Source organism: Veillonella fallax (assembly GCF_020687175.1).
Taxonomy (GTDB): domain Bacteria; phylum Bacillota; class Negativicutes; order Veillonellales; family Veillonellaceae; genus Veillonella; species Veillonella fallax.
Map to the genome: position 1 here is coordinate 49,339 of NZ_JAJEQD010000003.1, position 26,470 is coordinate 75,808.

The window sequence follows — 26,470 nt, forward strand, 5'->3', positions numbered from 1 at the left end:
CCTTTCCTCATAGATTTTTAGATATTTTATTTCTTATTTTTCGCTGCTTTCATAAATTTCTTAGTCTGTTCTAATACAGGACCTAAGAATTTGCCCGTATAGCTTTCTTTCACCTTAACGATTTCTTCAGGTGTACCTGTAGCTACGATAGTGCCACCACGATTACCACCTTCAGGCCCGAGGTCTATGATATGGTCTGCCATCTTAATCACATCTAAGTTATGCTCGATAACGACAACGGTATCGCCACCCTCTACAAGTTGTTGCAATACGTGTAATAACTTGCGAATATCCTCAGCATGAAGACCTGTAGTCGGTTCATCTAGGATGTATAGTGTTTTACCGGTGCTGCGACGAGCTAATTCAGTAGCTAATTTAACCCGTTGTGCTTCACCACCAGATAAGGTTGTCGCCGCTTGACCTAAACGAATATAGCCAAGACCAACCTCTTGTAAGGTAACCATTTTACGATTGATCTTTGGAATAGCGCTGAAGAACTCAACCGCATCATCAACCGTCATATCAAGTACATCAGCAATCGATTTGCCTTTGTATTTGACCTCTAAGGTTTCTCGGTTATAACGAGCCCCCTTACAAACCTCACAAGGTACGTACACATCTGGTAAGAAGTGCATTTCAATTTTGATGATACCGTCACCACGACAAGCTTCACAGCGGCCACCTTTTACGTTAAAGCTAAAGCGACCTTGTTTGTAGCCACGCATCTTTGCTTCCGGTGTTTGACTATAAAGCTCGCGGATGGCATCAAATACACCTGTATAGGTAGCTGGATTAGAGCGAGGCGTACGACCGATAGGACTTTGGTCGATATTGATGATTTTATCGATATGTTCAAGACCACGAATCTCTTTATGAGCCCCTACTTTATGATTAGAACGATATAATTGATTAGCTAAACCTTTATAGAGAATTTCGTTGATTAAGGTAGACTTACCAGAGCCACTAACACCAGTAACAACATTGAATAAGCCAATAGGGAATTTTACATTTACATTTTGTAAATTGTTTTCCTTAGCACCGCGAATTTCAATACAATTTTTACCTGGCTTACGACGTTCTTCAGGAAGGGCGATAAACTTGCGGCCGCTCAAATATTGACCAGTAATAGAGTCTTTTACCTTCATCACTTCCTCTACTGTACCAGCTGCAATGATTTGCCCCCCATGTTCACCTGCACCAGGCCCGATATCGACAAGATAATCGGCAGCACGCATCGTATCTTCATCGTGTTCTACGACGAGCAAGGTATTACCTAAGTCCCGTAAGCCTTTCAAAGTATCGATGAGTCGATCATTATCTCGTTGATGTAGACCTATGGACGGTTCGTCTAGGATGTATAATACACCTACCAAACCAGAGCCAATTTGCGTAGCCAAACGAATACGTTGCGCTTCACCACCAGACAAAGTGCCTGCACTACGGTTCATAGTAAGGTAATCAAGACCTACATTGTTGAGGAACCCAAGACGAGCATTAATTTCTTTTAAAATCTGAGCACCTATCACTTGTTCCCGTTCAGTAAGGTGTAAGGCACCAAAGAAATCGAGTGCTTCTTTAATCGTTAACTGCGTTACCTCATTAATGTTCTTATCCCCTACGGTAATGGCTAATACTTCAGGTTTAAGACGAGCCCCATGACAAGTAGTACAAGGCTTGATAGACATGAACTTTTCAAACTCTTCGCGCATGGAATCAGTAGAGGCTTCACTATGACGGCGTTTTACCATCGGCAAAATACCTTCGTACTCCGTAAAGAACTCTTTCACTTCACCACGCATATTTTCATAGGTGAAAGCCACCTTATCCGTCGTACCATACATTACTTTCTTCTGTAATGCTTTTGGTAGTTCATCATAGGTAGAGTCTAAGGAGTATCCATTGGCTTTCAATAGACCTTCTACTTGGCGCATAAACCATGCATTAGGGTTAGAGCTCAACGCTTGTACACAACCATCGGCAAAGCTAATAGATCCATCTGGAATAACGCGCTCTTCGTCTACTTCCATGGTGGAGCCAATACCCAAACAAGCTGGGCATGCACCAAATGGACTGTTAAAGGAGAACATCCGTGGTTCAATTTTCGGTAAGGAAATATGACAATCTGGACATGCAAAGTGTTGACTATACATGTGTTCAGGTCCATCTACCTCTTGAATAACTACAATGCCTTCTGCCCATTTTGATGCGGTCTCCATAGAGTCTGCTAAGCGAGATTCTATGCCATCTTTAACAACAAGGCGGTCTACAACGATATCGATAGAATGTTTTTTATTTTTCTCTAATACAATGTCTTCATCCAATGTACGTACAACACCATCTACGCGGGCACGAACAAAACCTTCCTTGCGAAGTTGTTCAAAGACGGATTTATGCTCCCCTTTTTTCCCTTGAATCATAGGCGCCAGTACTAAAATCTTAGTACCTTCTGGGAAACTCATTACGTCATCTGTCATTTGTTGTATCGTTTGCTGTGTAATAGGCTTACCACATTCAGGACAATGAGCATGACCTACGCGAGCAAATAGTAGACGCAAGTAATCGTAAATCTCCGTTACAGTACCAACTGTAGAACGAGGGTTACGGCTTGTGGTCTTTTGGTCGATAGAGATAGCTGGAGATAAACCTTCAATATAATCTACATCGGGTTTATCCATTTGTCCCAAGAATTGACGAGCATAAGCAGATAAAGACTCTACATAGCGTCGTTGTCCTTCTGCATAAATCGTATCGAATGCCAAGGACGATTTACCAGAACCACTGAGTCCAGTCAACACGATAAACTGGTCCCGTGGTAAGGATATATCTATATTTTTAAGGTTATGCTGACGCGCACCTTTTACAATCAATTGGTCTTTCATTATTTTCCCTATTTAAAGAGATGATACCAAACGGCATCATCTCTCTGATTACTAACATGAAATAATATATCTATATTATCGCACATATAGTCTATATAATCTATGTGTTTTCTTACAATCTATATAGATTCGGTTTATTACATTCAGGTAATATTTTACAATATATGAATGCATGTTACTGCTACTTAAGATTTACTCTTTGAACTTGTACGTTTTTTACCCTTGCTAGATGTAGGCTTTTTCAACTTGCTTTCACCTGCACTATGCATATCGGACCATTGTTGACGTAGTTCCCCCAATTGGTCACGAAGCTTAGTGGCCTTTTCAAATTCAAGCTGCTTTGCAGCGGCCTTCATTTGACGATCAAGGTCTTCAATTTTATTGAATAACTCTTCCGGCGTTATATCTGCCACCTTAGAAGTAGATGCCTCTTGAGCATATGGTTCGTGTCCATGGTCCATCCCCGTTGTAGAGGATTTCTTTTTCCCCTTCTTCGGTGAAAAGTCCTTCCCATCGGTGACCATATCTTCTTCAATTTTCGTCAACTCAATAAGCTCTTTTACATCTTTAGAGACAGACTTAGGCGTAATATTATGTTCAATATTATAGGCCTCTTGCACAGCACGACGGCGATCTGTTTCATCAATAGCACGTTGCATAGAACCTGTTACGCGGTCTGCGTACATGATAACGTGACCATTCACATTACGAGCTGCCCGACCGATTGTTTGAATCATAGCCGTATCAGAACGTAAGAAGCCTTCCTTATCCGCATCTAAGATAGCTACTAAAGAAACTTCTGGCATATCTAGGCCTTCACGAAGCAAGTTAATACCAACTAGTACATCAAAGACACCGGCCCGTAAATCACGGATGATTTCAGCACGCTCGATGGTAACGATATCTGAATGAAGGTAACGAACACGGACGCCCATTTCCTTCAAGAACTCTGTTAAGTCCTCAGCCATCTTCTTCGTTAAGGTCGTAACGAGAACACGTTCATTCTTAGCTGCACGCTTATGAATTTCTCCTAGTAAGTCATCCATTTGCCCCTTAATAGGACGAATTTCAATGGATGGATCTAATAAGCCTGTAGGACGAATAATTTGTTCTGCAATATTCGTTTCCACTTCCATTTCATACGGACCAGGTGTGGCTGATACATAGACGATTTGATTAATACGCTCTACGAATTCATCGAATTGAAGTGGTCTATTATCGAGTGCAGATGGTAAACGGAATCCATATTCGATTAGAGATTCCTTACGAGCACGGTCGCCATTGTACATAGCACGTACTTGAGGAATCGTTACATGAGACTCATCCACCATGATGAGGAAATCATCTGGGAAATAGTCTATCAATGTATATGGAGCTTCTCCAGCCTTACGTTCAGACATATGTCTTGAATAGTTTTCGATCCCTGAGCAATAGCCCATTTCCTGCATCATTTCTATATCATAACGCGTACGTTGCTCAAGACGTTGCGCTTCAAGTAAACGATCAGCTGCTTTTAACTTAGCTAACTGTTCATCTAATTCGGCTTCAATACGCTCTACAGCAATACGCATCTTATCTTTCGTTGTTACATAGTGAGATGCTGGGTACACAGCAACATGCTTACGTTCAGCAATCACTTCACCCGTCAAAGCATCTACCTCAACGAGACGATCAATTTCATCGCCGAAGAGTTCAACCCGAATGGCTCTTTCACTATAAGCAGCAGGGAAAATCTCGATGGTATCACCTTGAACACGGAAGGTACCACGAATAAAATTCATATCATTTCTCGTATATTGAATATCTACGAGTTTAGACAGAATTTCATCGCGAGATTTCGTCTGACCCAAGCGCAAGGACAATACGAGCTCCGAGTAATCCTCAGGGTCACCTAAGCCGTAAATACAACTAACGGAGGCAACGATGATTACATCGCGACGCTCAAAGAGACTCATAGTGGCACTATGTCGTAATTTATCGATTTCATCATTGATAGACGCATCCTTCTCAATGTACGTGTCACTTGAAGGAATATATGCTTCTGGTTGATAGAAATCGTAGTACGACACAAAGTATTCTACCGCATTATTAGGGAAAAAACTTTTAAACTCACTACATAATTGAGCAGCCAATGTTTTATTGTGTGCAATAATCAAGGTCGGTTTCTGTACCGCCTCGATAACTTTTGCCATCGTAAATGTCTTACCTGTGCCAGTAGCACCGAGCAAGACCTGAGCCCATTCACCGCGTTCAATACCTTCTGTTAGAGATTGTATGGCAGTTGGTTGGTCCCCAGTAGGCGTAAAGGGCGCCTCCACTTTAAATGGTTGGCCCCCTTCGTAATTATATGTATTATGTTTCATTACTGTTCATCCTGATGTTTACGGATAGCTTTGAGCTCTTCCTCAGATAGACGACGACCTGCATTTTCTGCTTGGTTCAACGTATCTTCACCTTCTAATACTTCGATGAGCATAGCAATAGAGAAGCGATCTAATGTAGGTGTAGTCTTTTGGATTTCATCAGCCATCATCCAATCTGCTTCAGTATAGTTATTAATACGTTCTGTAATCTCTTCCCAGTTTGAAAGTAGCAATCTTGTAATAGGACGATATAATTCAATGCCAAAATACTCGATTAAGCTAACAATCTTTTCCATATTTTCTAGGCTAACATTACATTCATTTTTCTTATTTTCAGATTCTACATATTCAAGTAAGAATTCCCGGTTATATTTATTTGTCACCTTGAATCATTCCTTTATTAAATAGTGCATTAGCAAATTCTTTCGCATTAAATGGACGTAAGTCATCCATGCCTTCACCAACGCCAATCCAGCGTACTGGTACACCTAGTTCCTCTTTAATAGAGATAACTACGCCACCTTTTGCTGTACCATCAAGTTTAGTCACCACAATGCCGTTTACTGGCACTGCTTGACCAAATAATTTAGCTTGGCTTACAGCATTTTGACCTGTAGTACCATCGAGAACGAGCAATGTTTGATGCGGAGCCCCTTCTACATGGTTATTCGCTACGCGGCCCATCTTTTTAAGCTCTTCCATAAGGTTAACTTTAGTGTGTAGACGACCTGCTGTATCGACGATAACGAGGTCTGCATTACGAGCTTTTGCCGCTTCCATTGCATCGTATACTACGGCTGCAGGATCAGCACCCTCTTTATGTTTAACGATAGGCACACCTACGCGATCTGCCCAAATAGATAATTGGTCAGCTGCAGCGGCACGGAATGTATCACCTGCAGCGATAATAACCTTTTTACCTTCTTTAGTATAGTAGTTAGCCAATTTAGCGATAGTCGTTGTTTTACCAACGCCGTTTACACCAACTACTAAGATAACCTCTGGATGGTGAAGTGTAATTTCATCCTCTTGGTCAACAAGCATTTCTGTAATGCGGTCTTCCATAAATGGCATTACATCGCCGGTATTGTTGATAATACCTTCTGTTACACCACGACGAATTTCTTTCATCAAGTATTCTGTCGTTTTAGGACCAAGGTCACTAGTAAGCATAACTGCTTCTAAATCATCTAAGAAATCATCATCGATTTGAGCATAACCAATAATGATACTTTCTACGTTTTTTACAAAAGACTTACGAGTTTTCTCTAAGCCGTCTTTAATTTTATCAAAGAATCCGAATGCCATTATGCAAGATCCTCCTTCACATCTTCAAATGCTACTGTTAATAATCGTGATACGCCCCGTTCAACCATGGTTACCCCTTGTAATACTTCGGCAGCTTCCATCGTTTTTTTACGGTGAGATACTACGATAAATTGTGTTTCTTTATTTACTCGATTTAGGTAAGAACTAAATCTTTCTACATTGGCTTCATCAAGGGCTGCGTCAACTTCGTCAAGCACACAAAATGGGGCTGGGCGATAGTCGAGGAACGAGAATAATAAAGCAATAACTGTAAGAGCCCGTTCACCACCGGACAACAAGGTCAATTGTTGACGTTTCTTCCCTGGCGGCTGAATATAAAAGTCGATACCACCAGTCAAGATATTATCTGGATCTGTCAGAACAATTTGAGCTGTACCACCGCCAAATAACTGACTAAATACCTCTTGGAATCTGCGGCCTACCACATCTAATACATCGTATAGCTGTGTACTCATAGCTTTATCCATTTCCGCAATAACCGCTTGCAATTGCTCCTTCGCCGTATCTAAATCCGCCAATTGTGTAGTTAAGAAATCATACCGTTCTTTAGTTTCTTCATATTCCTCAACAGCGTTTGGATTGACTGGACCAAGCTCGGCAATTTCAGCCATCAAACGTGCTTGTTCGTCTTTCCAATCACTAACGGATCCTTCAATACGAAGGGCTTGTGCATCTTCCAATGTAAAGCCTAACTCTTGTAGTTCTTCTACAAAGCGCTCACAATCCATGCGATGACGTGTAATCTTACCTTCCATATCGACGAGTCGACCTTGAACGACTTTATATCGTTGATTCAATCGATCTTGCTCACCGAGGATAGATTCCATCTCTTCACGTCCTGTAGATGTTTTATCATAAGCCTCATCGCGAAGTGCACGCAATCGTGCAACCTCCGCTGTGGCAGAAGCCAATTCTAGGTCTGCCAATTCTTTAGCCTTTGGTAGCTCCACTTCACAGCGCTCTGTAGTGCTAATCAGCAAATTACGTAACGGTGTTAAGCGCTCTACAATGTTAGCAATGGATTGATTACGTTGTTCTCGCTGAGCTTCGCGTTCCTTAATGGTTTGTCGCAACGTATCACAGGTGAGGCGTGCCTCTGTGAAAGCTTCATACGCCTCTTGCTGTACCTTTTGTAATACAGTTAAACGCTCCATTAAGGCCCCTTGATTGCCATCTACACCGTGGTCTTCTTGCAAAGAAGCCAATGCTGTTTCTTGGTCTTTCAAGTTAGCCGTTGTACTAGCTAAATCAATATCAATTTGTAATAAACGTTGCTCTTCTTCACGGAGAACACGTTTCTTACGATCCATTTGATTTTGAATATTTTGTACCTTTGTTTCGCTAGCCACATACAGTAAGTTCGTATGTTGATAGCTTTCATCAAGGGTAGCTCGTTCTTTTTCAGCCTCTTCAACCCGTTTTTCTAGATTTTCTAAACTAGCTGTTAAAGAACGAATTTGTTCTTCAATTTGTACAAGCTCTTGTTCAAGACTAGTAGCCTCTTCCTTACGGCTCAATACGGAGGCACGCTTACGCTTTGTAGCACCACCCGTCAAAGAACCACCTGGTTGGAATTGTTCCCCTGTAAGGGTAACAATGCGCAATTGTTGATTATATTTCTTCTGTAATCCAATAGCATCATCCATAGAGGACACTACTAACGTACGACCTAACAAATATTGGAAAATATGAGCGTATGTATTATCAAAGGAGATACAGTCAACAGCGGTACCTATAACACAACTTTCATGTAAAGCCGGTGTTTCATAGGGTTTTCCTTTTACAGAATCCATCGGCAAAAAGGTTACGCGGCCACCTTGAATGGATTTCAAATAATTGACACCCTCCGCAGCAGCGCGAGCAGTAGTGGTAACAACGTGGTTAACACTACCACCTAATGCCGTTTCGATAGCCGTAGTATATTTATCTTCTACCGTAAAGAGATCACCCACAGCACCTGTAATTTCTTCGCGCCAAGATCCTTTACCGTTTAGGATATTCTTAGTACCTTCTAAATATCCTTCATGTTGTTCTTCCCATTGGGCTAATAGTTCGATACGACCTTTAACACGTTGTTCTTGGGTACGAAGTTTTTGTAGCTCTTTGCGTTCCTCACGAGCTTGTATAACTGCTTCTTTACCACCATCAACGAGGGCTTGTCGTTGTGCAGAAATAGCAGTAAATCTCTGACCCAATGTTTCATATTCAGCACGAGCTGCTTGTAGTTCACTATCTACTTGAGCTATTTCAGCCTTTAAAACTTCACATTGCTTTGCAGATTCAGCCTTACGAGCTTCTAAGCTACGAATACTAGCCTTTGCTGTTTCAATAGCGCTCACAATTTCTAATTGATGTTGCTCAAATGTTTCTCGATTAGATTGTAAGGATTGGAACTTAGCTTGTTCTGCACCGACATCTTCGACAGCTTTTTTATAATTATATTCTAGCTCTTCTAGCTTAGATTCTTTCTCTACCAGTTGGGCGCTTTCATCTTGAATCAATTGATTTAAAATGCGTAATTGTTGCTCTTCGCCCTTTTGTGTAGCTTCTAGCTCGCTAATGCGCATAGACGTTTCATCTAATTCACGGTGAGCGGTCTTTAACTGCTCTTCTAAAAGACGTAAATGACCAGCTAACCGCTCTTCATCACGTTGCTTTTCCGTATACTGAGCTTCCCATAATTTAAGCTGTTCTTGCTCTTTAGTGGAAGATGATTGCAATGTATGACGGCGAGCTTCTAATTTGGACAACTCCGTTTGAAGCTCAATCTCTTCATTCTTAAAGGCTATATTATCATTTTCGAAACGCGTTAATAAACGATCAGAGGTCTTATAATTGTGAAAGCCTAATGCCCCATCATAGTCGCGCTTTGTACGACTTAAGGTCATATACTTTTTAGTCTTTTCCGCCTTTTCAGACAAAGGTCCTAGTTGCTCTTCGATAGTAGCCATTACGTCGCGTACGCGTTCCATGTTTCGGTCTGTGCTAGCAATACGACGCAATGCATCTTCTTTATTGATTTTAAAACGAGAAATACCTGCTACATCTTCAAAGATCAAACGACGCTCTTCAGGCTTTGAATTCAAAATAGCATCAATTCGGTTCTGACCGATAATAGCCATTGAATCTTTCCCAAGGCCTGTATCAGCTAATAAAAGATGAATATCCTTTAAACGACAAGAGCGTTTATTGATAAGGAACTCACTTTCACCAGTACGATAAATACGGCGTGTAATAGCAACCTCAGCCATATCTACATCTAATTGATGGTCACTATTGTCGAATACAAGAGTAACCTCAGCTGCACTCATTGGCTTGCGCTTTTCCGTACCAGAGAAAATGATATCCTCTGCTTTTTGACCACGTAAGTTACGAACATTGGATTCCCCTAAAACCCATTTCATAGCATCCGTAATATTACTTTTACCACTTCCGTTAGGCCCAATAACGGCAGTCATTCCTGGTGAGAATTTTACAACCGTTTTATCAGCAAACGATTTAAAGCCCTTTAATTCCAACCGAAGTAATTGCATGACTGCCTCCTTTCTACTAACAACCCCGAATAATCATATCTTTTATTTTATCATATAATTTTTGTGTTTTAACATATATAATTAAATTTCAGTAATAATCATTGTTGCCAAGTTTTTACATAGTACGATTATACGCAAAAATCATCAAGAATAACATATAAATTTTGACGTTTATTTGACGGCAAAAAAAATAAGGGGTACCGTTTGGGTACCCCTTTTGTTGTAATTTACCATTCAATATTATGTTCAGTGGTAAAATTTGCGATTTTTACTTCTAATCTAATTCAGTTAGACGAAATAATTTGCCATTCCGAAATACCATTTCACATCGATGGTTATTTTCATCAACTAGTGTCGCTTCGAATAACCCATCTTGTGGAACTTGAATATCTTCTGCAAAATTGTAAGTCTTGTTGTTAAATTCAAATGTCTTTTCCATGTTTTTACTCCATTTTTAATATCGCACCGCCAATATCTATATTATAAGCATCAATAATTTTCTTCCGTATTTGTCTAAATTCTTTACCGTGCCCTTTGAAATGGCACTCTATAGTGGCGTGTGCTAATTCATGATAAATCGTATCTATAGTAATACCATCTTCATGATTATCTGTGCTTAATTCAATTAAACAAAAATCATCATTTGGATAACAATATGTCGTGCCTAATCTCTTTTTGCTTCTACCAGTATATTTGTGAATTAACAAATCAGGTTTAAAAGAATAACCCAATGCCTCAATATTGGCTATTGCTTTTAGAAATATATCAGCATACGGCATCATATCATCATCAAGATATAGTGTACTGATTTTATCACCCCCATTAACTATCATCTAATAGTTGACTGTTGCAAACCGTGCAACTCGGAGATAATTGGATCACCATTCCTTTACTGTATACAGAACACTACCACCTTCAAAATGCTGTCCGTCAAAGTGTGCTAATACTTCAACTTTGCCTGCTTGATAGCCAATCGTCTCATAGGCTTTACTATCTAATACCGTTATACCAGCTTTAATCTTATGAGCCTTGTTTAGGTTGATTTTATAAACGTCCACCTTTTGCTGGTCTGTATTAGCAACAACAGCAGTCCTATCAGATTTTTCTGTAGCTGCTTTAGGTAATGCCGGGTCATCACGTTTGATAGCTTGCTGCGTGTCTTTAGCCGCTTGTTCTACCGTACGAGCTTGTACATAATAAGTGACTGCTGGTTGAGCAGTTTCCATTTTGGAAACAACTTGCCGAGCTTCATCTTTGGTAATATGTATAGCATTAGCCAATTTTACAGGATCTTTTACTTGTTCCTGTTTTAATAACACAGGCTTTTCAACCTGATGTGAATTATATATAGACACCCCTACAATGGCTAAAATAATTAAAATTAGCCCCCCTATGAGAATTTTATGTCGTTTTAGGTAACATAATACCTTGAAAGTCCAAAGGCTCATCATAGACCCCTTTCTTGCATTTCTTGCGAGAACATTTCTAATGCTTGTGCTTTTTCTGCATCGAACCGTTCAACAAGATTTTCACGCAACCAACTAGGATTACCTTCATAGTTCCATGGATGCAACTTTCGTTGTTCATATGCACCATTAATTAAATCCCAGTCAAACTTAATGTCGTTTACATAAGATAAGTTCCAATCAGGCTTCCAACCCGGAACATATTGCATTGCCTCTTTAAAAAGATTAACAACTTCACCGGGACCATATTGAACGGCCGCAGAAAATACAACATCACGCAATGCTCGGCTATGTTTATTGACATCAAATAATTGATTAGATAATTCGCTACACGCCACATCATAATAGGCATATTTAATGTAGTCGTGCTGCATTTCCATGAACCCGTTAGGGTCCACAGTTCCCAGTTCTTGCCATTTGCTAATGAACTCATCGGAGTTAATAGATCCTGCACTTTGAAGGGCTCTTGCATAATCTTTGTAAAACCCATCTTCTTGACGCAAGCCCCAACCAAGAAACGCATCTACACTTCCGCAATTACTTGCTAACTGATAAGCACCATACGAAATTCCCCCAAAGTCTCCCTCGCCTGTAGATACAATAGCTGGGTCTCCATTGCTTTCATACGCAGCACTTAATTTTCCTAGTTCCATTTGTTTTGCTCCTTCCTATTTGATTCACGTCCTCCTAAATAGCCAACGAGTCCGGAGGAAATACTCATGGCCAATTCGTTATAACCATAAAGGACGGCCATTATATTGACCGCCCCTAAGACGAGGATTGTTAACACCTCACGAATACTAATTTTTTCAATCATTTAATCGCATCCTTTATTGATTTTACGAACGCTATCAACTCTTTAACCAAACTCATCGCACGTTGAAACCATGCACTCTCTACAAATTCAAGTTCAATCATGTTTTCTACAATACTTGCCAACTCAACCATGATTGGCACTAGATACATCAATGTAGATAGAAACACATCAATTCTACCTAGCATAGGAATGTCAACATCAGGCAATGTTAATAGGATGAATGATAATAGGAATATCCAAGGATAAGACTTAACTAATTTTTTAGTCATATCTGCTCGTAGTTTTCCGCTTACCAAAAATCTACGTTGCTTACCATTAACTTCAACACTCGCCCATCCTCGCCAAATGATAGCTAGGAAAGTATTCTTTAAAGTACATTCTCTATTTGTAGCTAAATTAAAATTGCGTGCCTCAACTAAGACACGCAAGAATGTATCGACAAATACCAATACAACACTCGTAAATATGGCTAGTGATATTCGCACCGCCTCTGCTACGTTAAACCCTTCTACCATGAAAGGCGCTAATACAACTTCTATCATTCTTACTCCCCAATTCGTTCAATAGTTATAGTAAATTGATGCCGTGTTAAACTTACAGTATCTCTCCATCCATTTATATTGAAAACAGTATCTGTTAAATAATCATCTCTACCTGTTGTGGAAACATTAACCTCAATATCTTGCGATGCAGCTATAGTAAATTCATTAGTTTTGTCATACCCACCATGCACAGTCGCTCTATACTTTCCTTTTGGTAAGTACACAAACATTTTTTCTGTACCCCTAATGTCATAAGGTACCTTTCCCCATCGCCATGTATTAAACAATACAGGGTTGGTTTGTACATAACTTTTAGCACTATTTGATGTACGTTGCACCACAAGGGCGGTTTTATCACCGCCCAATCGTGCATAGTATGTTTTACCACTAATTACTATTGGTAATCGTTTTTCTCCTACATCACGCAAGTTATCAGTTAGTCCAAAGGTTAGTGTATCGTTTCCTTTCTTAACTTTTAAGTTAGGCATTATTCAACATACACCTCATTTCCACCATTGGCACTCCACAATTTCAATCGGCTATTTAAGGATGTTTGTACTCTCCCCCAAGATTTCCATTTATCAGCCATAAACATTCTGTGGTATGTTTCGCCATTGAACGCATGGAATGTTTGGTCTATCATCTTACCTTTCCCAAAGTTCATTACAATCAACATCCCTTGTTTGTGGCTACGTGGTGGATTATTAGCACCGCCATCAAAGTTGATTTCGATTGCCCCTTGCTCTGTGAATGTATTCCAATCTGTCGCCGCCTCAACTTTAGAGTACGGAAAACCCAACTGGTCTACTTCTGTTTTCTTAACAAAGTTATCGTCTACATCCTTTTTCTTATAAATTGCCGTTCCGTAATGTTTGGTGGTAAGTACTGTGAAACTATCTGTACCATCATAGTGTTTAAATTCCTTACCTTTAACAAACGTATTAACGGAGTTATCGCCAAGTTCTACGTTACCGCTAGTAGATACCTTAGCCATACCAACACCATGTCCGTCAGGTTTATAACCCTCGATTAAGGTATTATTAGCCATTTTAAGTGCGCCACTTAATGTACCACCTGCTAGTTTGAGATAATCAAGCGTTGCTAATCGTGCAGTATTGATTGAGTTTTCAAAGTCGTAATTTGGGTCACCTACATAAATATCTACTTGGTGACGTCTGTTTGGCTTTTGAGTTAGTACTGCAAAATAGAACTTGCCATTGTAGTAAGCGATGTCTTCGATTTCCGTCTCACGATTGATTTCAATGATCTGTTTAACTGTACCGAATGGTGTACACTCTACAAGACTTCCTAACGTTGCGGACATGATTGCGCCGTTTAGCATAAAGGCCCCGTTATTATTCATGTCCGGATAGATATAATCGACTTGGTACGTTTTGAGTTTTTTGAACTCATCATTATACAAATTGATAGTTCGTACTCTTTGGTTACCTGCAATAGGTACAATGGATACATAAGTCCTTGTAATCGGATCATAGTCAATGTTGAATACCTTTTCTTGCAATGTAATAGTATTTTCGATTGTCATAGTATCGGCATTCATAACCGTCAAATTATTGCCATTTTTTAGCCCATTTGCGATGTAAATCTTATTCGTATACCGATTATATGTCATCGTATTACAATGCCCTAGGCGTTCAGAATCCGTAAATTTATAAGTACCTACTTTTTCAAAAGTGTCTGGGTTAAGCTCGTAAAGAATTTGATTAGTACCTTCACCATTAATACAGGCAAGTACAAATACATTCTTTTTAGAGTTATAGGTAAACCCTTGGCATTGATTTACTTCTGCATCATACGTAATGTTTTTCATAAATGCGATATTGGATGCACTTTTTAGCATTGGTGTTTCTATTGGATAATACGGCTTGATATTGGTATATACACCCATATCCATAACAGAACCTACTGTATTAAAGGTTAAATGTTCAGTTAGTTTGTATTGACCATTTGGCACTAATAGAATTTTATTAGCCAAATTATCATTAGCACGTTTAAATGCAGCCGTATCATCGGTGACGCCATCGCCAACTGCTCCGAAGTCTTTAACTGACACAATACCATTTAGCGATTCTTTTCCAATGTATTTAGCATCAGCTTCACTTTTGGTTACAATTCCTTTGCCACCGGGTATTGCTATTTCTTCAGCTTTAGCAGCTGCTACCTCTGCACGTTTGGCTGCATCTTCCGCTTTCTTGGCATTGCCTACACTAGCAATTTGTTTATTGTTAATATCAGTCTTAATAGCATCTGCTTTTGTAACCAAATCATTAATATTTTTCTTATCAGTTTCCGCCTGCGCAGCATATGCTTTCGTATTATCTGCAAGCACTTGAGTTTTCTCAAATGTATCAGCACTTTGGATAAGAGCCGTATTTGCAGTTGCCAATTTATCGTCTACAGTTTGAGATAAGGCATTGATATTTTCGTTAATGGCTGTTAGCTTTGTTGCATTGTCTTGTACTTCATTGGCTTTTTCCTCTGCCGTAGATGCAGCTGCAATTGCTTTTTTAGCAGCTTCAATGGAGTTATCTACAATATCACGTGTTACTTGATTTGGGTCTTCATCAGCGCCTACATTGATTTGTAATGTGCGATCCAATTGTTCTTTCATTTCCTGAAGAATTAGAATGACTTTATCACCCATACCTTCAATATGATTGTAGGGCCATTTATTGGCTAATTCTGTAGTTTGTGAAATTGGAGTTCGTCTAACTAAAACAACTTTATAAGTTGCTGGTAATGGTTCACCAATACTTGGATACGTTAAAGTTTTATTTTGTGCATCATATAAGATGTTCCCTGTTTGCGCTGTTTGCCGTCCGTCTCCATCAACTAGAATAAGGTTAATGTCTTTTATGTTGTTAAAGTCATATGGCCAAATAAAAATCTTGTTTACCCCATCACATTGATATTGAACAACTGGATTGTTGACTTGTGGAATCACAATATCCCGCCTTTCTTTGCATATAAAGAGGACTACCTAAAACTAGGTAGTCCTTACTTTTATTTTTTCTTCTTCTTTTCTTTTTTAGTCTTTAAACGCTTGTCTAACAAAATTGACATGAATACATCTTCAATCTTGGCATCCGTATCAGTCAGCCCTACACGCAACAATGTCCAGAAAGCATCGGTTACGGTATCACTAAAACCAGTTACACGGTTAGAAACCTGACTGAGCGAACGGCCTACATCAACGATATCTTTATTGTCACTTGAGATAGCTTGACCGGTATCCCATAATTTCTCAAAGATACTTAATCCCATTACGGTATTACCTTTATTGTATGGATGTTCTCCTAAAATAAATTTCATACCCATAGTGGCTATATCTCTTACTAACGGAATCCCCATAGTTCCTTGTTGTACAAATTCTTCGGCAAAAGACTTGGCGATAGATTCTGGATCATCATCGTCACCATTGGTCATAGCTTTATAAATTACCATGCCAATTGCTTGCGATACAACTGTCCACCATAGCATTCGAGCAAATTGCGTCCAGTACCCTTTATCTTTTCCTGCATACCACCCTTCAGCAATAATGTTGTATAGAGTGTTTGCGTATGAGTAAAATGGAACGAATAACTGCGTTAATGGATTTCTTGCTCGTTGAATAGCTGCAGCGTCTTTAGTATCGCCACTTCCGAATATATCTCGTATTGCTCGGTCACCTGCTTCAATTGCTTGTTGATTAATCCACTCAGTACTTAACCCTTCCTTGGATTGGAGTTCAGCAATCTTTTGATCATACGCAAATTTCCATACTGGTATGGATAATGCGAAGTCTGTTTCCGTGAGCAGTCGGAATCCCATATTATTAATTTCATCACGGATTTCAGCACCTTTTTCAAACTTGTACCCGCCGATATTCTTATCATTAATACGGAGCCCCTTTCCTTGGATGTTTAATCCCTTCTTCAAATCTTTATCCAAAGTTTGAATACGTTCCCTCATGAATATGGATTGTTCCATAACAAAATCACGGGTATTGTTATAAAGCTCTGTACCGTGGCCATAGAATCCTACACCTGCATGATTAACGGCTCGAAGTACATTACCGGCACCAATACGATATGCAGCAACAGGAATATTCAAGGTATTCTGAATGGCAACTGATACACGGCCAGCCATGATAGCCATAGATGTGTTTCTCTTTAATGCTGTAACAATCTTACCAAATGCATCAAGCTTAGCCGCTTCATCCTTCCAATTATCACGAACCCAAGTCCGCAAGAATTGATAGGAATTAATTCCAAATTTCTCAACAATATAGTTTTGAAACTCTCGATTGGCTACTAACCGATTTACATCCGTCACAGCTTTACGCATAGTAACGTGATTAATAGCTTCTATAATCGAATTTGGTATAACGTCAAAATCAAGCAATAAAGATTTATCCTTAACCACATCTAAACGGCTTTTAGTAGCACTCATGCCAGTCCCTAAGATAGCATTACTACTAACCATAGTCTTGGCGATGTCTTCCACTTCTTTGTCAGATATACTAGCATTGACTTCCGGATTATACACAATTGGGTAATACTGTCCAACAATAGTTCTACCACCAATAGTGAATGTGATGCCTTCTTCCTTTTTCAATGGATTGCCATAGAGTTCCTCTTGAACTTTGCTACGTTCAGTAAAGAACGAATTAATATGATCCCATGTTCTGATAATGAATTCCCAATCTTTATCAGTAAGGATTTCTTGAAAGGCTTTTTCCATTTCAACTTCAGTTATCTTGGCCGTTTCCATTGCCCGTTGTCGGTTACGTTCTGTACCCCAGTTTAAAGCCAATGCAATGACTTGTTCTTTGGTTAGATTCCGCAATTCCCCAACATCGTACATATGCTTATTTCGGATGTTAAATAATTCACGTTTTCCATATACAGAGGATACATCTTTGGCCAATCTACGCATGGATATTTCCTTACGTTCATTGAACTCTTGCGTTGCACGGCTAATCGGATCATAGATATATTTCACAGCATTAGGCCCTAATCGGCGCAAGAATGTTTCAACTTTGAGCAAGGATAAATTTCCTTTATTAATAAGACCTGCAACGGCTTCCAAACCAGTTTGATTGTTTTGTGCATTAAATACATTCCCATTAACTTTGCCAAAGGTATCTATTGCTTCCGTTAATATGCCATCCACCGCATCGTCAAATGTAATAGATTCACCTTTATCATTAAGAATAGTAGAGCCTTCATAGGCATTGCGCCCATTTTTATACATACCAGTCATTAATTCTTCGAGTGTATCCAATTGGCTCATTGTAAGATTCTTAAATGACATAGGTATTTTACCATAGAATAGTTGTACAATCCATGGGTCAAGGAATGTAATGCTTTGGTCACCTAGAATATCCGCATCAGGATCTAATGCATTAATTACCGCATTCATATCAAAACCATCTACTGGTTCTAGTCCATCATATTTAGTTAACCCCATTTGATATGCCATGTGTGCGTAGAAGTAACGCATATTAGGTTCAATAGTAATAGGATTTTTAGGGCGTGTCATCCTATTTAGATTATCAAGTAACTTAGTTCGTAACTTCTTAATGCGGAGTGCATTGTCAAACGCAACACGAGCTCTCGCTTGATTTAAAAGTTGTAACTGTTTTGCTTGTAGTGCCTCTTCCAGTTTATTGACTGCCAATGCCCTATCAGCACGCTTACCTTCACGAATAGCTTGGTTTTGATACTTCTTATACTGGCTAGCTTGAGATAAGGTCAAATCGCCCAATTCCTGTTTAGCACGGTTCATATAGTCACTGATTACACCTATTCCACTATCTCGAATAGCACGTACGTTATCAATGCGGTCTTGAAGTAAGTCTTTTAATTGTTCGATACGTTCTTGTGAGTTTAATGATTGATTGTCTAATCTCATTAACATACGTTCTTCTAATCGCTCTTTTTGTTCGATTATTCTATCAAGTCGATTCGTTACAATTGTCAGACGTTTACTTAACTCATTCTTTTCATCTTTAAGTTCAGATTGATTTTTACTTGCTTGCTCCTGTAATTCTTTTTGTTGTTCTTTTAATCGCTCTATTTCATCATTAGCTTTATCTAATTCTTTAGAAACAGAACCAAGCTCTTTATCAACCTTTGCTTTTTCTTTACGAAGTTTTTGCTCTTTTGTTAACTCTTTTTCGATTATTTCTAACTCAGATTCGATTGTTTCTGAATTAGGGTCAAGTCGATTTAACTTATCGAGTAATTCCCAGTTTTTCGCAAGGTCACGATTGGTTTGTGACTTGATGATTTTTGCTTCCTCTTCAGTTAACTTCATTTGACCATCTGAAGATAATAGCCATTCTTCAGCAATTTCTATATTAGATTTACCAATATGGTTATCTTCAATGAATGCCTGCTCGGCAGATTCCATAGCCTGATTAACAGCTTCGTCAAACGTAAATCCAGTTTGCTCACGTTCAGCAGCTTCTAATTCTTTTAGCGTGCCGTATCGAGTATTGGTTAAAGCATCCTTACCAAATGCATTATAGCGTTGATGGTCTTTATAGATTGGGTACTGTTCCATTAAACGCTTTTCGATATCGGCTTGAATAGAATCTTTTTTATCGTTCCATTCTTTGATTGGACGACTTTCCAATTCTTTCATATACCGCTTCATGACACGCTCTTTAGCCATTTCCCCGACGTCGGCAATATAACCTTGAATCTTTGCTTGTTCAGCTTCATCGAGCTGTTTAAATAACTTGCTAGATTCAAATTGTTCAAGTGCCTGTTCTTTTGTGTAGGCATCAATATCTTCTTGGGTAGCGATCATGCGTGCCATAATGTCTTGGATTTCCTTAGGTGGTAATCCGCCTAGTCGTGTCACCGCACGATAGATACGAGTTAACCACTTAGAGAACATCCGGAATACACGATGCAATCCTTTAGTAGGTGCTTTGCCTTCACGAAGATACGCTTCCCATCCACGAGCAAACTTTTCATGTGCCTTTGTATTGTCAGCACCTTGCGCATCATCCCATTCAGCCCACTCTTTCAACTTGTTCCAATCTAGAACAAGTTGCTCTGGAGCATTTTCCATTTCAGCTAAGTTCTTAATATCATCAAAGAATACGTGTCCCATTTCGTGTAAGAATGTACTTCTATCAGCAGTTTTGAAAATGCTGATAATGCGTTCACCATCTTTCATGATTTCTGTCATGCCGTTTATAGATTGGTTGTACTTTTCAATGACTTTAATTGCTTTATCATCGAACACTACATAGCATCGTCCGTCTTGTTCGCCAACATAAGTGATACCTTTAACGCCATACTCATTAAGATGTTCTGATGCTTTTTTTGCACCCCCTAAGGCTTTAGATAATGCCAGATAAAAATCTCTACCATTTATACCACTATCATTTAATAGTGTAGAAAAATCTTCTTTATACTTACCCCAATAAATTTCCCTATACTTTTTACTAGCCATACCATATTCTGTAAAAGCATTAAACCACATAGTATCTAGTTGATTTTTTACATCTTTTATACTATCTGGGTTTTCTTTCAGTGCCTTTAAATCAATGTTATATTTTTCAGCTAATCTATTTATAGTTCTCTGAGTAATTGTGTTAAGTTCTCCCTCGATATATTTATCAAGGTACTTATCTTTTAGTAAATTGTACTCAGTATCTAGTTGATTAAACTTACTACCTAACTCATCGATTCCTTTTTTAGCATAATGGTTAAACAAAGGACTATTTGTATATTCATTGATAAATACTTCTTTTTCTTGTTCTGGCAATGCATTAATTGCTGCGTTTAAACTTTGCTTTGTTTCTTTACTTAAAATATTTAATGACTGTTGTTCATCAATCATTGTTTTAGTATCTGGAACATCAACTTTAAATAATGTACCTTTATCAACATCATGAATTAAAGATAATTCACGTCTATATAAATCAGATACTTTCTTATCTTTAGCAAAATACAACCCCCAGCCATGTGCTTGATTACCCTCACCAGTACCAATAGCACCTAAATCAAATGTGTCAAAATCATGTGGTGAACCATGCCATGCTGATTGATAAAAAATATTACTATTTGCGTTTCTGTAGTTGCTTAAATCATTTTCATTTGGTATACTTTTATTAAAGTAACCACTAGATTGGTTTACTTGGTAAGGCAATTGGAGCCCGTTCCTTGTAAACCATCTAGTGGTTTTTTGTTCGTTTATATAGAGTGGTGGATTGTTTTTATCTGAAAAATTATTATAAAACCACGTGTTTGCACTAGCATTATCTTTAGGGTAAAAAGATTTTATTCTATTAATTGTAATATTATTTGCAACACTAGCTGATAATTCCAAAGCAACAATACTTTGCTTTTTGTTACTATCTGTAATTTCTGTCATAACCACAATCGAACCATTAACTGTTTTAGATGGGAAAATTGCAATCGGGTCTACCAATGCACTAGGTAATTGTTTCCACATTTTGTTAGTAACTGTCTTATGTTGATTGTTTTTGCCAGCACCTGTTTTCATATCAAAATATTTAGAAACATACATTTTGATTGGCAAATCCTTAACACCTACGAGTTGCAGTACAGCTGGAGTGTCCATAACTCTAATTAAATCAGATCTTTTATAAGATGAAATATTATCTATAATTCTACTCCACTTTTTCTTATCAATACTTAATTTAAGTCTTGCATCTTGATCTAATTGATTATACCCTTTTTGGTTTTCTAAAACTGCATTCATATTGATACGTACGCTATCACGGAAATAATCCATAGCAGTATAACCACCACGGCCCATTTGTCGCATGTATTGTGCCATAACATCAGCATGTTGTGCCATGAGCAATGCATTGGCTTCTGCCGTATCACGTTGTTTACGGTCAACAGTTGCATCGCTCATTATGGATTTTAAAGACTGATACACTTCATATCCGGATTTGGATAATTGCATACGTAAGGCGATGTCATTATCTGCTAATTCAAATAATGTATCTCGCATAGATTCTAACGATTCAATCTGTTTAAGTGTATGCTCCATATCAGCATAATGGGAACCTGCTTGATTAAGTGCTTCTGGATTATCAGCTAATGTACTTTGGGTACGAGCAAGGCTAGATTGATATGCCATTCGTCTGCGCTCAGAATTAGAACGAGGTGCTTTGCTATCACCTAACCATGTAGGGTTTACCCCGCTAGTACGTGCCGTTTTTAAATCGGTATCCATAGCATCGAAATCACTTGTATATTGTTCCCGGTACTGTTCAGTAAGTTCCTTATACACATTATTAAACGTTTGCTTGATATGTGTCGGATCCGCAAGAACCACATCGAGCATTTCCTTATCTACATCAGATACTTCATCAAAGTAGCTACGAATAATATCATTCTTAACATGTTTTGCACGTTTTTCGGTATCATCCTTAACTATCTCTTTCATAGCATGCACTTCTTCTTTTGCACGTTCAAGTGTTTTCATGGATAATCCACCACGTGTAAAGTAAGAGGATTCTTCTAATGCCTTAACAGTTTCTTCAGATAAGCCACCACTTAATTGCGCATAAGACCCGATAGGAATTTCAATCGGAGAATCAGCCGTAATCGCCTTAGATACATCCTCTTGTGTTACCAATCCAGCATCTACCATATTACGAATAGCCGCTTGACCTTCTTCGGTTTCAGCCATTTCATTGACATTAATATAAGCGGTAGATACGCCTATATTATCCCCCTGAGCTTGTACGATTTTTCCATACAACTCAGGGTTTTCTTTTGCCAAATTGTTAGCGGCAGCATCGTTTTTAAGGTTCTGCATAATAACATGTCCATTACGATTTTGTTCTTCCACAACAGCCATGTGCTGTTCTTCTGGAGATAACTTTTGAAAGTCTTTAAAAGCTTTCATTGTGCGGGCACCACTAATGCTGCCACCAATTGCGCCTAACCCAACAACAGCAGGTAGTGCTTGCCACATAGCCTCACCAGCACCTACGAACATATCACTTGCAGAATATGGGCCCTCTTGATCATTCGATTTACGCCACAAATTATGCTGCAACTTTTCATTGACATCTTGTAGGCCTTCCTCAAATAGTTCTGGAGCGCCAGCTTTAATGGAAGACTTAGCCACTTGTGCAGCAGTTACGCCAATACCACGATTGAATGTCTCAACAGCATTGCTAGTTCCTCTTGAAACTGCATTAGCAAGTGCGGACTTAGGAGCGATTTTAGTTGCTGCTTTACCGATTGTACGAGTCGCCACAAATTCAATGCTGGCATCTATAGCCGCAAATGACATGGCATACTCTTTTGCTTCTTCATTGGAATATACTCGATTACCTTTTTGGTCACGTTTACCAATCAATTCAAGATATTTATTGCCAAATGACATCTTATACATCTCGTATGCCATATCAGCAGAACCTAACCATTTAGCGCCGGTCATTGCAGTAGGTATAGCAGCAGAGCCACCACTAACTACACCGCCACCAATACCGCCAATTATACCGCCTACAATAGCACCTGTACCGCCTTGCTTGCCCATCATATAGATTTGACTAGCAGTTGAACCCAATACCTCTTGTAATGGACTTCCACCATCTGGCCGTCTGTAATTTTGCAAGTTATTTTGTAATCGATTAACTTCAGCCGTTAATTCGCTAATCTTTTGTGGGTCAGATTCATAAGCTAAGGCAAAACCAACATCGCCTAATTTCATTTGGTCATTCATTGCCCAGATACTTTGTTGTATGGAATCGAATATACCTTTTGTATTCTTGATTGATTCGATATTATTTAATGCTTGAATGCCTTCAGCTTGCGAACCATATTTTACTTTATATAGTTCTGGGAACTCATCATAAATATCTTGTAAAACTTGGCCACGTTCTGCACGCCTAGATAAATAATCAGCACGTTCAAAGGCTCTATCATCGCCAAACATGACTGTATCTGCACCAATATTTAAAGTCTTAGCAATTCGCAAAGCTTCATTAGCACGTAATTGATCATTGTTATATAAAAATAATCGGTCTGTATTGCTAACGAAACTAGCAGGCAAAGCATTAGGCAAAGATTGACCTAGTTGACCTATCGCTTGAAATGCATTACCTTGCTGCCCGAATGGAGAAATCGTTTCCGTCCCATCTGCATTTTTAATGCTAGTAGGAGTATTGGCAATTGTAGATAATGCATCCGCTGTGCTTTTAGCAATATTTGATACAGTTTCTATTCCTGAACCGATAGCTTGCCCAACTGGTGTTAAACCACCTACTGGACTAGACTGTATGCCGGCATTAGCCGTAAAGGAACGTGGGCCTTGTCCGTATCCATGTATTAACGCTTGAAATTCCTCACGTTCTTTTTGATTAATATCAGCCATTTGTATATCTCCGTTGTAATGCATTATATTCTGATTCATAAATGTCTTGAGTAGAACCATCTTTATAGGTTACTCGGATATAATGATTGCCAATAGGTTCCGCATGAATAATCCCTATAGCTTGGTTACTTGCACCGCTAATTGTTGAGGAATAATCGTCTCCGTCACCAAAGAATGGTTTGCTTGTACTACGTAATGTACTTGTTGCGACTGCAGCATCGAAGATTTCATCTTTTTCCGCATCTGTAGGTGGTCTATGATGTTTAACCTTAAATTCCTCAATACGTCCAGCCATTTCTTGTTTAACACCATATTTAAAACTGCCTGCCAATGTTTTGTCTTCAGGCATAACTGTAGCAAGTTTATATTCATATGGAGTTAAGTCAATGTTGCTAGCTTTCTTATTGTTATCATCGATTTCAAGTAATGATGCATCAAGTTCATCATCCATGATTTTATTAGGCAATACACGTTCTGCATATGCTCGTGTTTGTTCGTAAGTGTGAGATTTAGCGTACTGCTTAATTCCCCATTTTTCTTGTGCCGTCATCTTCAAACTGTTTTCATAAATTTTATCTAGCTTCGGTCTTTCGCTAGCCATTTTACCACTCCAATATTCTTGCTCTTCTGGAGTAGTTGCTCCTGCTAGTTGAACCTGTGCATATTGGAACGCACCGCTTACATCGCCATTGGCTATTTTTTGATTTAAGATTATTTGACCTGATTGTAAACGATCATTAATAGCAATCTTTCTAGTTTGTTCTTGCAACGTAAAATAATTTTTATATGCCGTCCTAGCCTCTTCTTCTGCTTTCTTAATTTGGTCTTCGGAATACTTAGGGCTACCGCCGCTAGACATTGGGGCATTTCTCATTAAGCTCTTATAATGTTCTGCGCTTGCCGTATAATATCCACCAGCTTTTAATTTATCAGCATATTCATCTATAGATTGTGCATTGATAGCATTATTAGGAATGATATATCCTTTCATCCAATCATCAACAAACTCTTCATCAGAATTGTACATTTTATAATAATTTGTACCACCATCAGTCTGTTTGTTTTCTTCACCATTTGGTTCAACCTGTGTTAAACCTGCGTAATTGTGATTTTCTCTAGCAAGCCTGCTTAATTCACCGCCAACTGTACCTTCTGCATATAATTGTCGATATGCAATTTCAGTATTAATACCATATTTTTTATTAGCATAAACAGCCATATCCCATAACTGTTTGTTTTGACCAACTCCACCTTTAATGGCTTCTTCGTTTTCAGTTTCCATCTTGGCTCTAACATACATGGCAGCGCTGCTCATTCCTGAGTTTAAATCATGTCCATACATCTGATACAACTTAGCATGTGTATTATCATCATTAACTAGTTTATTAATGTTCATTTGACTGGACATTTTTTTATATGGCGTCAACACATCTTCACTAACAACACCACTTAATGAAGTCAATAAATTTCCAACTTTCGTTGAATCATTTTCTGCCACGGATCTATCAAGTAAATACTTTCCTGTTTGGTCTGTATTAGCACGGATTTTTTCATTAATCTGCTCATCATCTAGTCCCAATTCCTTGCCAGTAGACCGATACAAATCACCCATCAATGCAATTGTTTTCATTTGGTCAGCCATGTTGTCAGAACGGATAGCAGAATCACGAAGATTTGTAATTTGATTTTGCGTAGCTGTACTTAACGCCGTTTCATATTGACCTCTTGAATATTTGGATATGTTATTGTAATCAGTTGTCTTAGATGTTTCAACGGCTTTTATAAAGGCATTAATAGCATCATTCGTTCTGAATTTATATTTACCCATGATTTCACGTTGTATTTTATCTACACCAGCATTATAGTCAGGCAATATAGATTGAGCATTCATTCCTTTACGATTCATCAGCCCGTCTTTATCATCATTCAACAGTTGGTTAGTACTATTATTGAACTCATTAATAGCATTGGTTACATCGATGTAATCTTTTCGTTTGTCAATTTCCATCCATGTATTTGTTGCATCTTGTAAAGCTTTACTCATAGCATTTAAGCCACTTACATTACCACCATATGCCGTTTCATTACTAGAAGCCTGTGTGCTACCTTGAATTGTATTTAATTTTTGGGTTGGATCATAATTAACAAATTTCATA

General features: G+C 38.6%; 15 protein-coding genes. All 15 read right to left on the bottom strand.

The window, feature by feature from the left end; translation table 11 throughout:
* Positions 1 to 26: 26 nt before the first annotated feature.
* Positions 27 to 2,879 (bottom strand): excinuclease ABC subunit UvrA, encoded by a 2,853-nt coding sequence (gene uvrA, locus LKD20_RS01990; protein ID WP_227720720.1) that lies wholly within the window; start codon positions 2,877 to 2,879, stop codon positions 27 to 29.
* A gap of 185 nt (positions 2,880 to 3,064) precedes the next feature.
* Entirely contained in the window at positions 3,065 to 5,242 is a 2,178-nt protein-coding gene (gene uvrB, locus LKD20_RS01995) for an excinuclease ABC subunit UvrB (RefSeq protein WP_227720721.1), read from the bottom strand.
* Positions 5,242 to 5,625, bottom strand: a complete 384-nt coding sequence (locus LKD20_RS02000; RefSeq protein WP_227720722.1) for a hypothetical protein — start codon at positions 5,623 to 5,625, stop codon at positions 5,242 to 5,244. Before LKD20_RS02000 ends, uvrB begins: the two co-directional genes overlap by 1 nt.
* Positions 5,615 to 6,550: a signal recognition particle-docking protein FtsY gene (ftsY, locus tag LKD20_RS02005; protein ID WP_227720723.1), complete on the bottom strand. Its 936-nt coding sequence runs from the start codon at positions 6,548 to 6,550 to the stop codon at positions 5,615 to 5,617. Before ftsY ends, LKD20_RS02000 begins: the two co-directional genes overlap by 11 nt.
* Complete coding sequence (gene smc / locus LKD20_RS02010) at positions 6,550 to 10,104, bottom strand: chromosome segregation protein SMC (protein ID WP_227720724.1); 3,555 nt, start codon at positions 10,102 to 10,104, stop codon at positions 6,550 to 6,552. The genes ftsY and smc overlap by 1 nt, the downstream gene beginning before the upstream one ends.
* Positions 10,105 to 10,378: 274 nt before the next feature.
* Positions 10,379 to 10,543 (bottom strand): hypothetical protein, encoded by a 165-nt coding sequence (locus LKD20_RS02015; RefSeq protein WP_227720725.1) that lies wholly within the window; start codon positions 10,541 to 10,543, stop codon positions 10,379 to 10,381.
* A 4-nt stretch (positions 10,544 to 10,547) separates the two neighbouring features.
* On the bottom strand, positions 10,548 to 10,886 hold the full coding sequence (locus LKD20_RS02020; RefSeq protein ID WP_227720726.1) for a SprT-like domain-containing protein: 339 nt from the start codon (positions 10,884 to 10,886) through the stop codon (positions 10,548 to 10,550).
* A gap of 96 nt (positions 10,887 to 10,982) precedes the next feature.
* The gene (locus LKD20_RS02025) at positions 10,983 to 11,423 is read right to left on the bottom strand and encodes a hypothetical protein (RefSeq protein WP_227720727.1); all 441 of its coding nucleotides are present in this window, start codon (positions 11,421 to 11,423) and stop codon (positions 10,983 to 10,985) included.
* Between the two features lie 128 nt (positions 11,424 to 11,551).
* A complete protein-coding gene (locus LKD20_RS02030; protein WP_227720728.1) occupies positions 11,552 to 12,223 on the bottom strand; it encodes a VgrG-related protein in 672 nt (223 codons plus the stop codon).
* Positions 12,214 to 12,387, bottom strand: coding sequence for a hypothetical protein (locus tag LKD20_RS02035; protein WP_227720729.1), 174 nt, complete (start codon positions 12,385 to 12,387; stop codon positions 12,214 to 12,216). The genes LKD20_RS02030 and LKD20_RS02035 overlap by 10 nt, the downstream gene beginning before the upstream one ends.
* The gene (locus LKD20_RS02040) at positions 12,384 to 12,929 is read right to left on the bottom strand and encodes a hypothetical protein (RefSeq protein WP_227720730.1); all 546 of its coding nucleotides are present in this window, start codon (positions 12,927 to 12,929) and stop codon (positions 12,384 to 12,386) included. The genes LKD20_RS02035 and LKD20_RS02040 overlap by 4 nt, the downstream gene beginning before the upstream one ends.
* 2 nt (positions 12,930 to 12,931) lie before the next feature.
* Positions 12,932 to 13,417, bottom strand: a complete 486-nt coding sequence (locus LKD20_RS02045; protein ID WP_227720731.1) for a glycine/betaine/sarcosine/D-proline family reductase selenoprotein B — start codon at positions 13,415 to 13,417, stop codon at positions 12,932 to 12,934.
* Positions 13,417 to 15,894, bottom strand: a complete 2,478-nt coding sequence (locus tag LKD20_RS02050) for a glycosyl hydrolase family 28-related protein (RefSeq protein WP_227720732.1) — start codon at positions 15,892 to 15,894, stop codon at positions 13,417 to 13,419. Before LKD20_RS02050 ends, LKD20_RS02045 begins: the two co-directional genes overlap by 1 nt.
* A gap of 59 nt (positions 15,895 to 15,953) precedes the next feature.
* Positions 15,954 to 24,314, bottom strand: a complete 8,361-nt coding sequence (locus tag LKD20_RS02055) for a MuF-C-terminal domain-containing protein (RefSeq protein ID WP_227720733.1) — start codon at positions 24,312 to 24,314, stop codon at positions 15,954 to 15,956.
* Positions 24,307 to 26,469, bottom strand: a complete 2,163-nt coding sequence (locus LKD20_RS02060) for a hypothetical protein (protein WP_227720734.1) — start codon at positions 26,467 to 26,469, stop codon at positions 24,307 to 24,309. The genes LKD20_RS02055 and LKD20_RS02060 overlap by 8 nt, the downstream gene beginning before the upstream one ends.
* Position 26,470: the final 1 nt, after the last annotated feature.

Bases quoted from the DNA above. Each gene is read 5' to 3' on its own strand.
- uvrA (WP_227720720.1), bottom strand. From the start codon at position 2,879: ATGAAAGACCAATTGATTGTAAAAGGTGCGCGTCAGCATAACCTTAAA.
- LKD20_RS02055 (WP_227720733.1), bottom strand. From the start codon at position 24,314: ATGGCTGATATTAATCAAAAAGAACGTGAGGAATTTCAAGCGTTAATA.
- LKD20_RS02035 (WP_227720729.1), bottom strand. From the start codon at position 12,387: ATGATTGAAAAAATTAGTATTCGTGAGGTGTTAACAATCCTCGTCTTA.
- uvrB (WP_227720721.1), bottom strand. From the start codon at position 5,242: ATGAAACATAATACATATAATTACGAAGGGGGCCAACCATTTAAAGTG.
- LKD20_RS02015 (WP_227720725.1), bottom strand. From the start codon at position 10,543: ATGGAAAAGACATTTGAATTTAACAACAAGACTTACAATTTTGCAGAA.
- LKD20_RS02060 (WP_227720734.1), bottom strand. From the start codon at position 26,469: ATGAAATTTGTTAATTATGATCCAACCCAAAAATTAAATACAATTCAA.
- smc (WP_227720724.1), bottom strand. From the start codon at position 10,104: ATGCAATTACTTCGGTTGGAATTAAAGGGCTTTAAATCGTTTGCTGAT.
- LKD20_RS02020 (WP_227720726.1), bottom strand. From the start codon at position 10,886: ATGATGCCGTATGCTGATATATTTCTAAAAGCAATAGCCAATATTGAG.
- LKD20_RS02040 (WP_227720730.1), bottom strand. From the start codon at position 12,929: ATGATAGAAGTTGTATTAGCGCCTTTCATGGTAGAAGGGTTTAACGTA.
- ftsY (WP_227720723.1), bottom strand. From the start codon at position 6,550: ATGGCATTCGGATTCTTTGATAAAATTAAAGACGGCTTAGAGAAAACT.
- LKD20_RS02030 (WP_227720728.1), bottom strand. From the start codon at position 12,223: ATGGAACTAGGAAAATTAAGTGCTGCGTATGAAAGCAATGGAGACCCA.
- LKD20_RS02045 (WP_227720731.1), bottom strand. From the start codon at position 13,417: ATGCCTAACTTAAAAGTTAAGAAAGGAAACGATACACTAACCTTTGGA.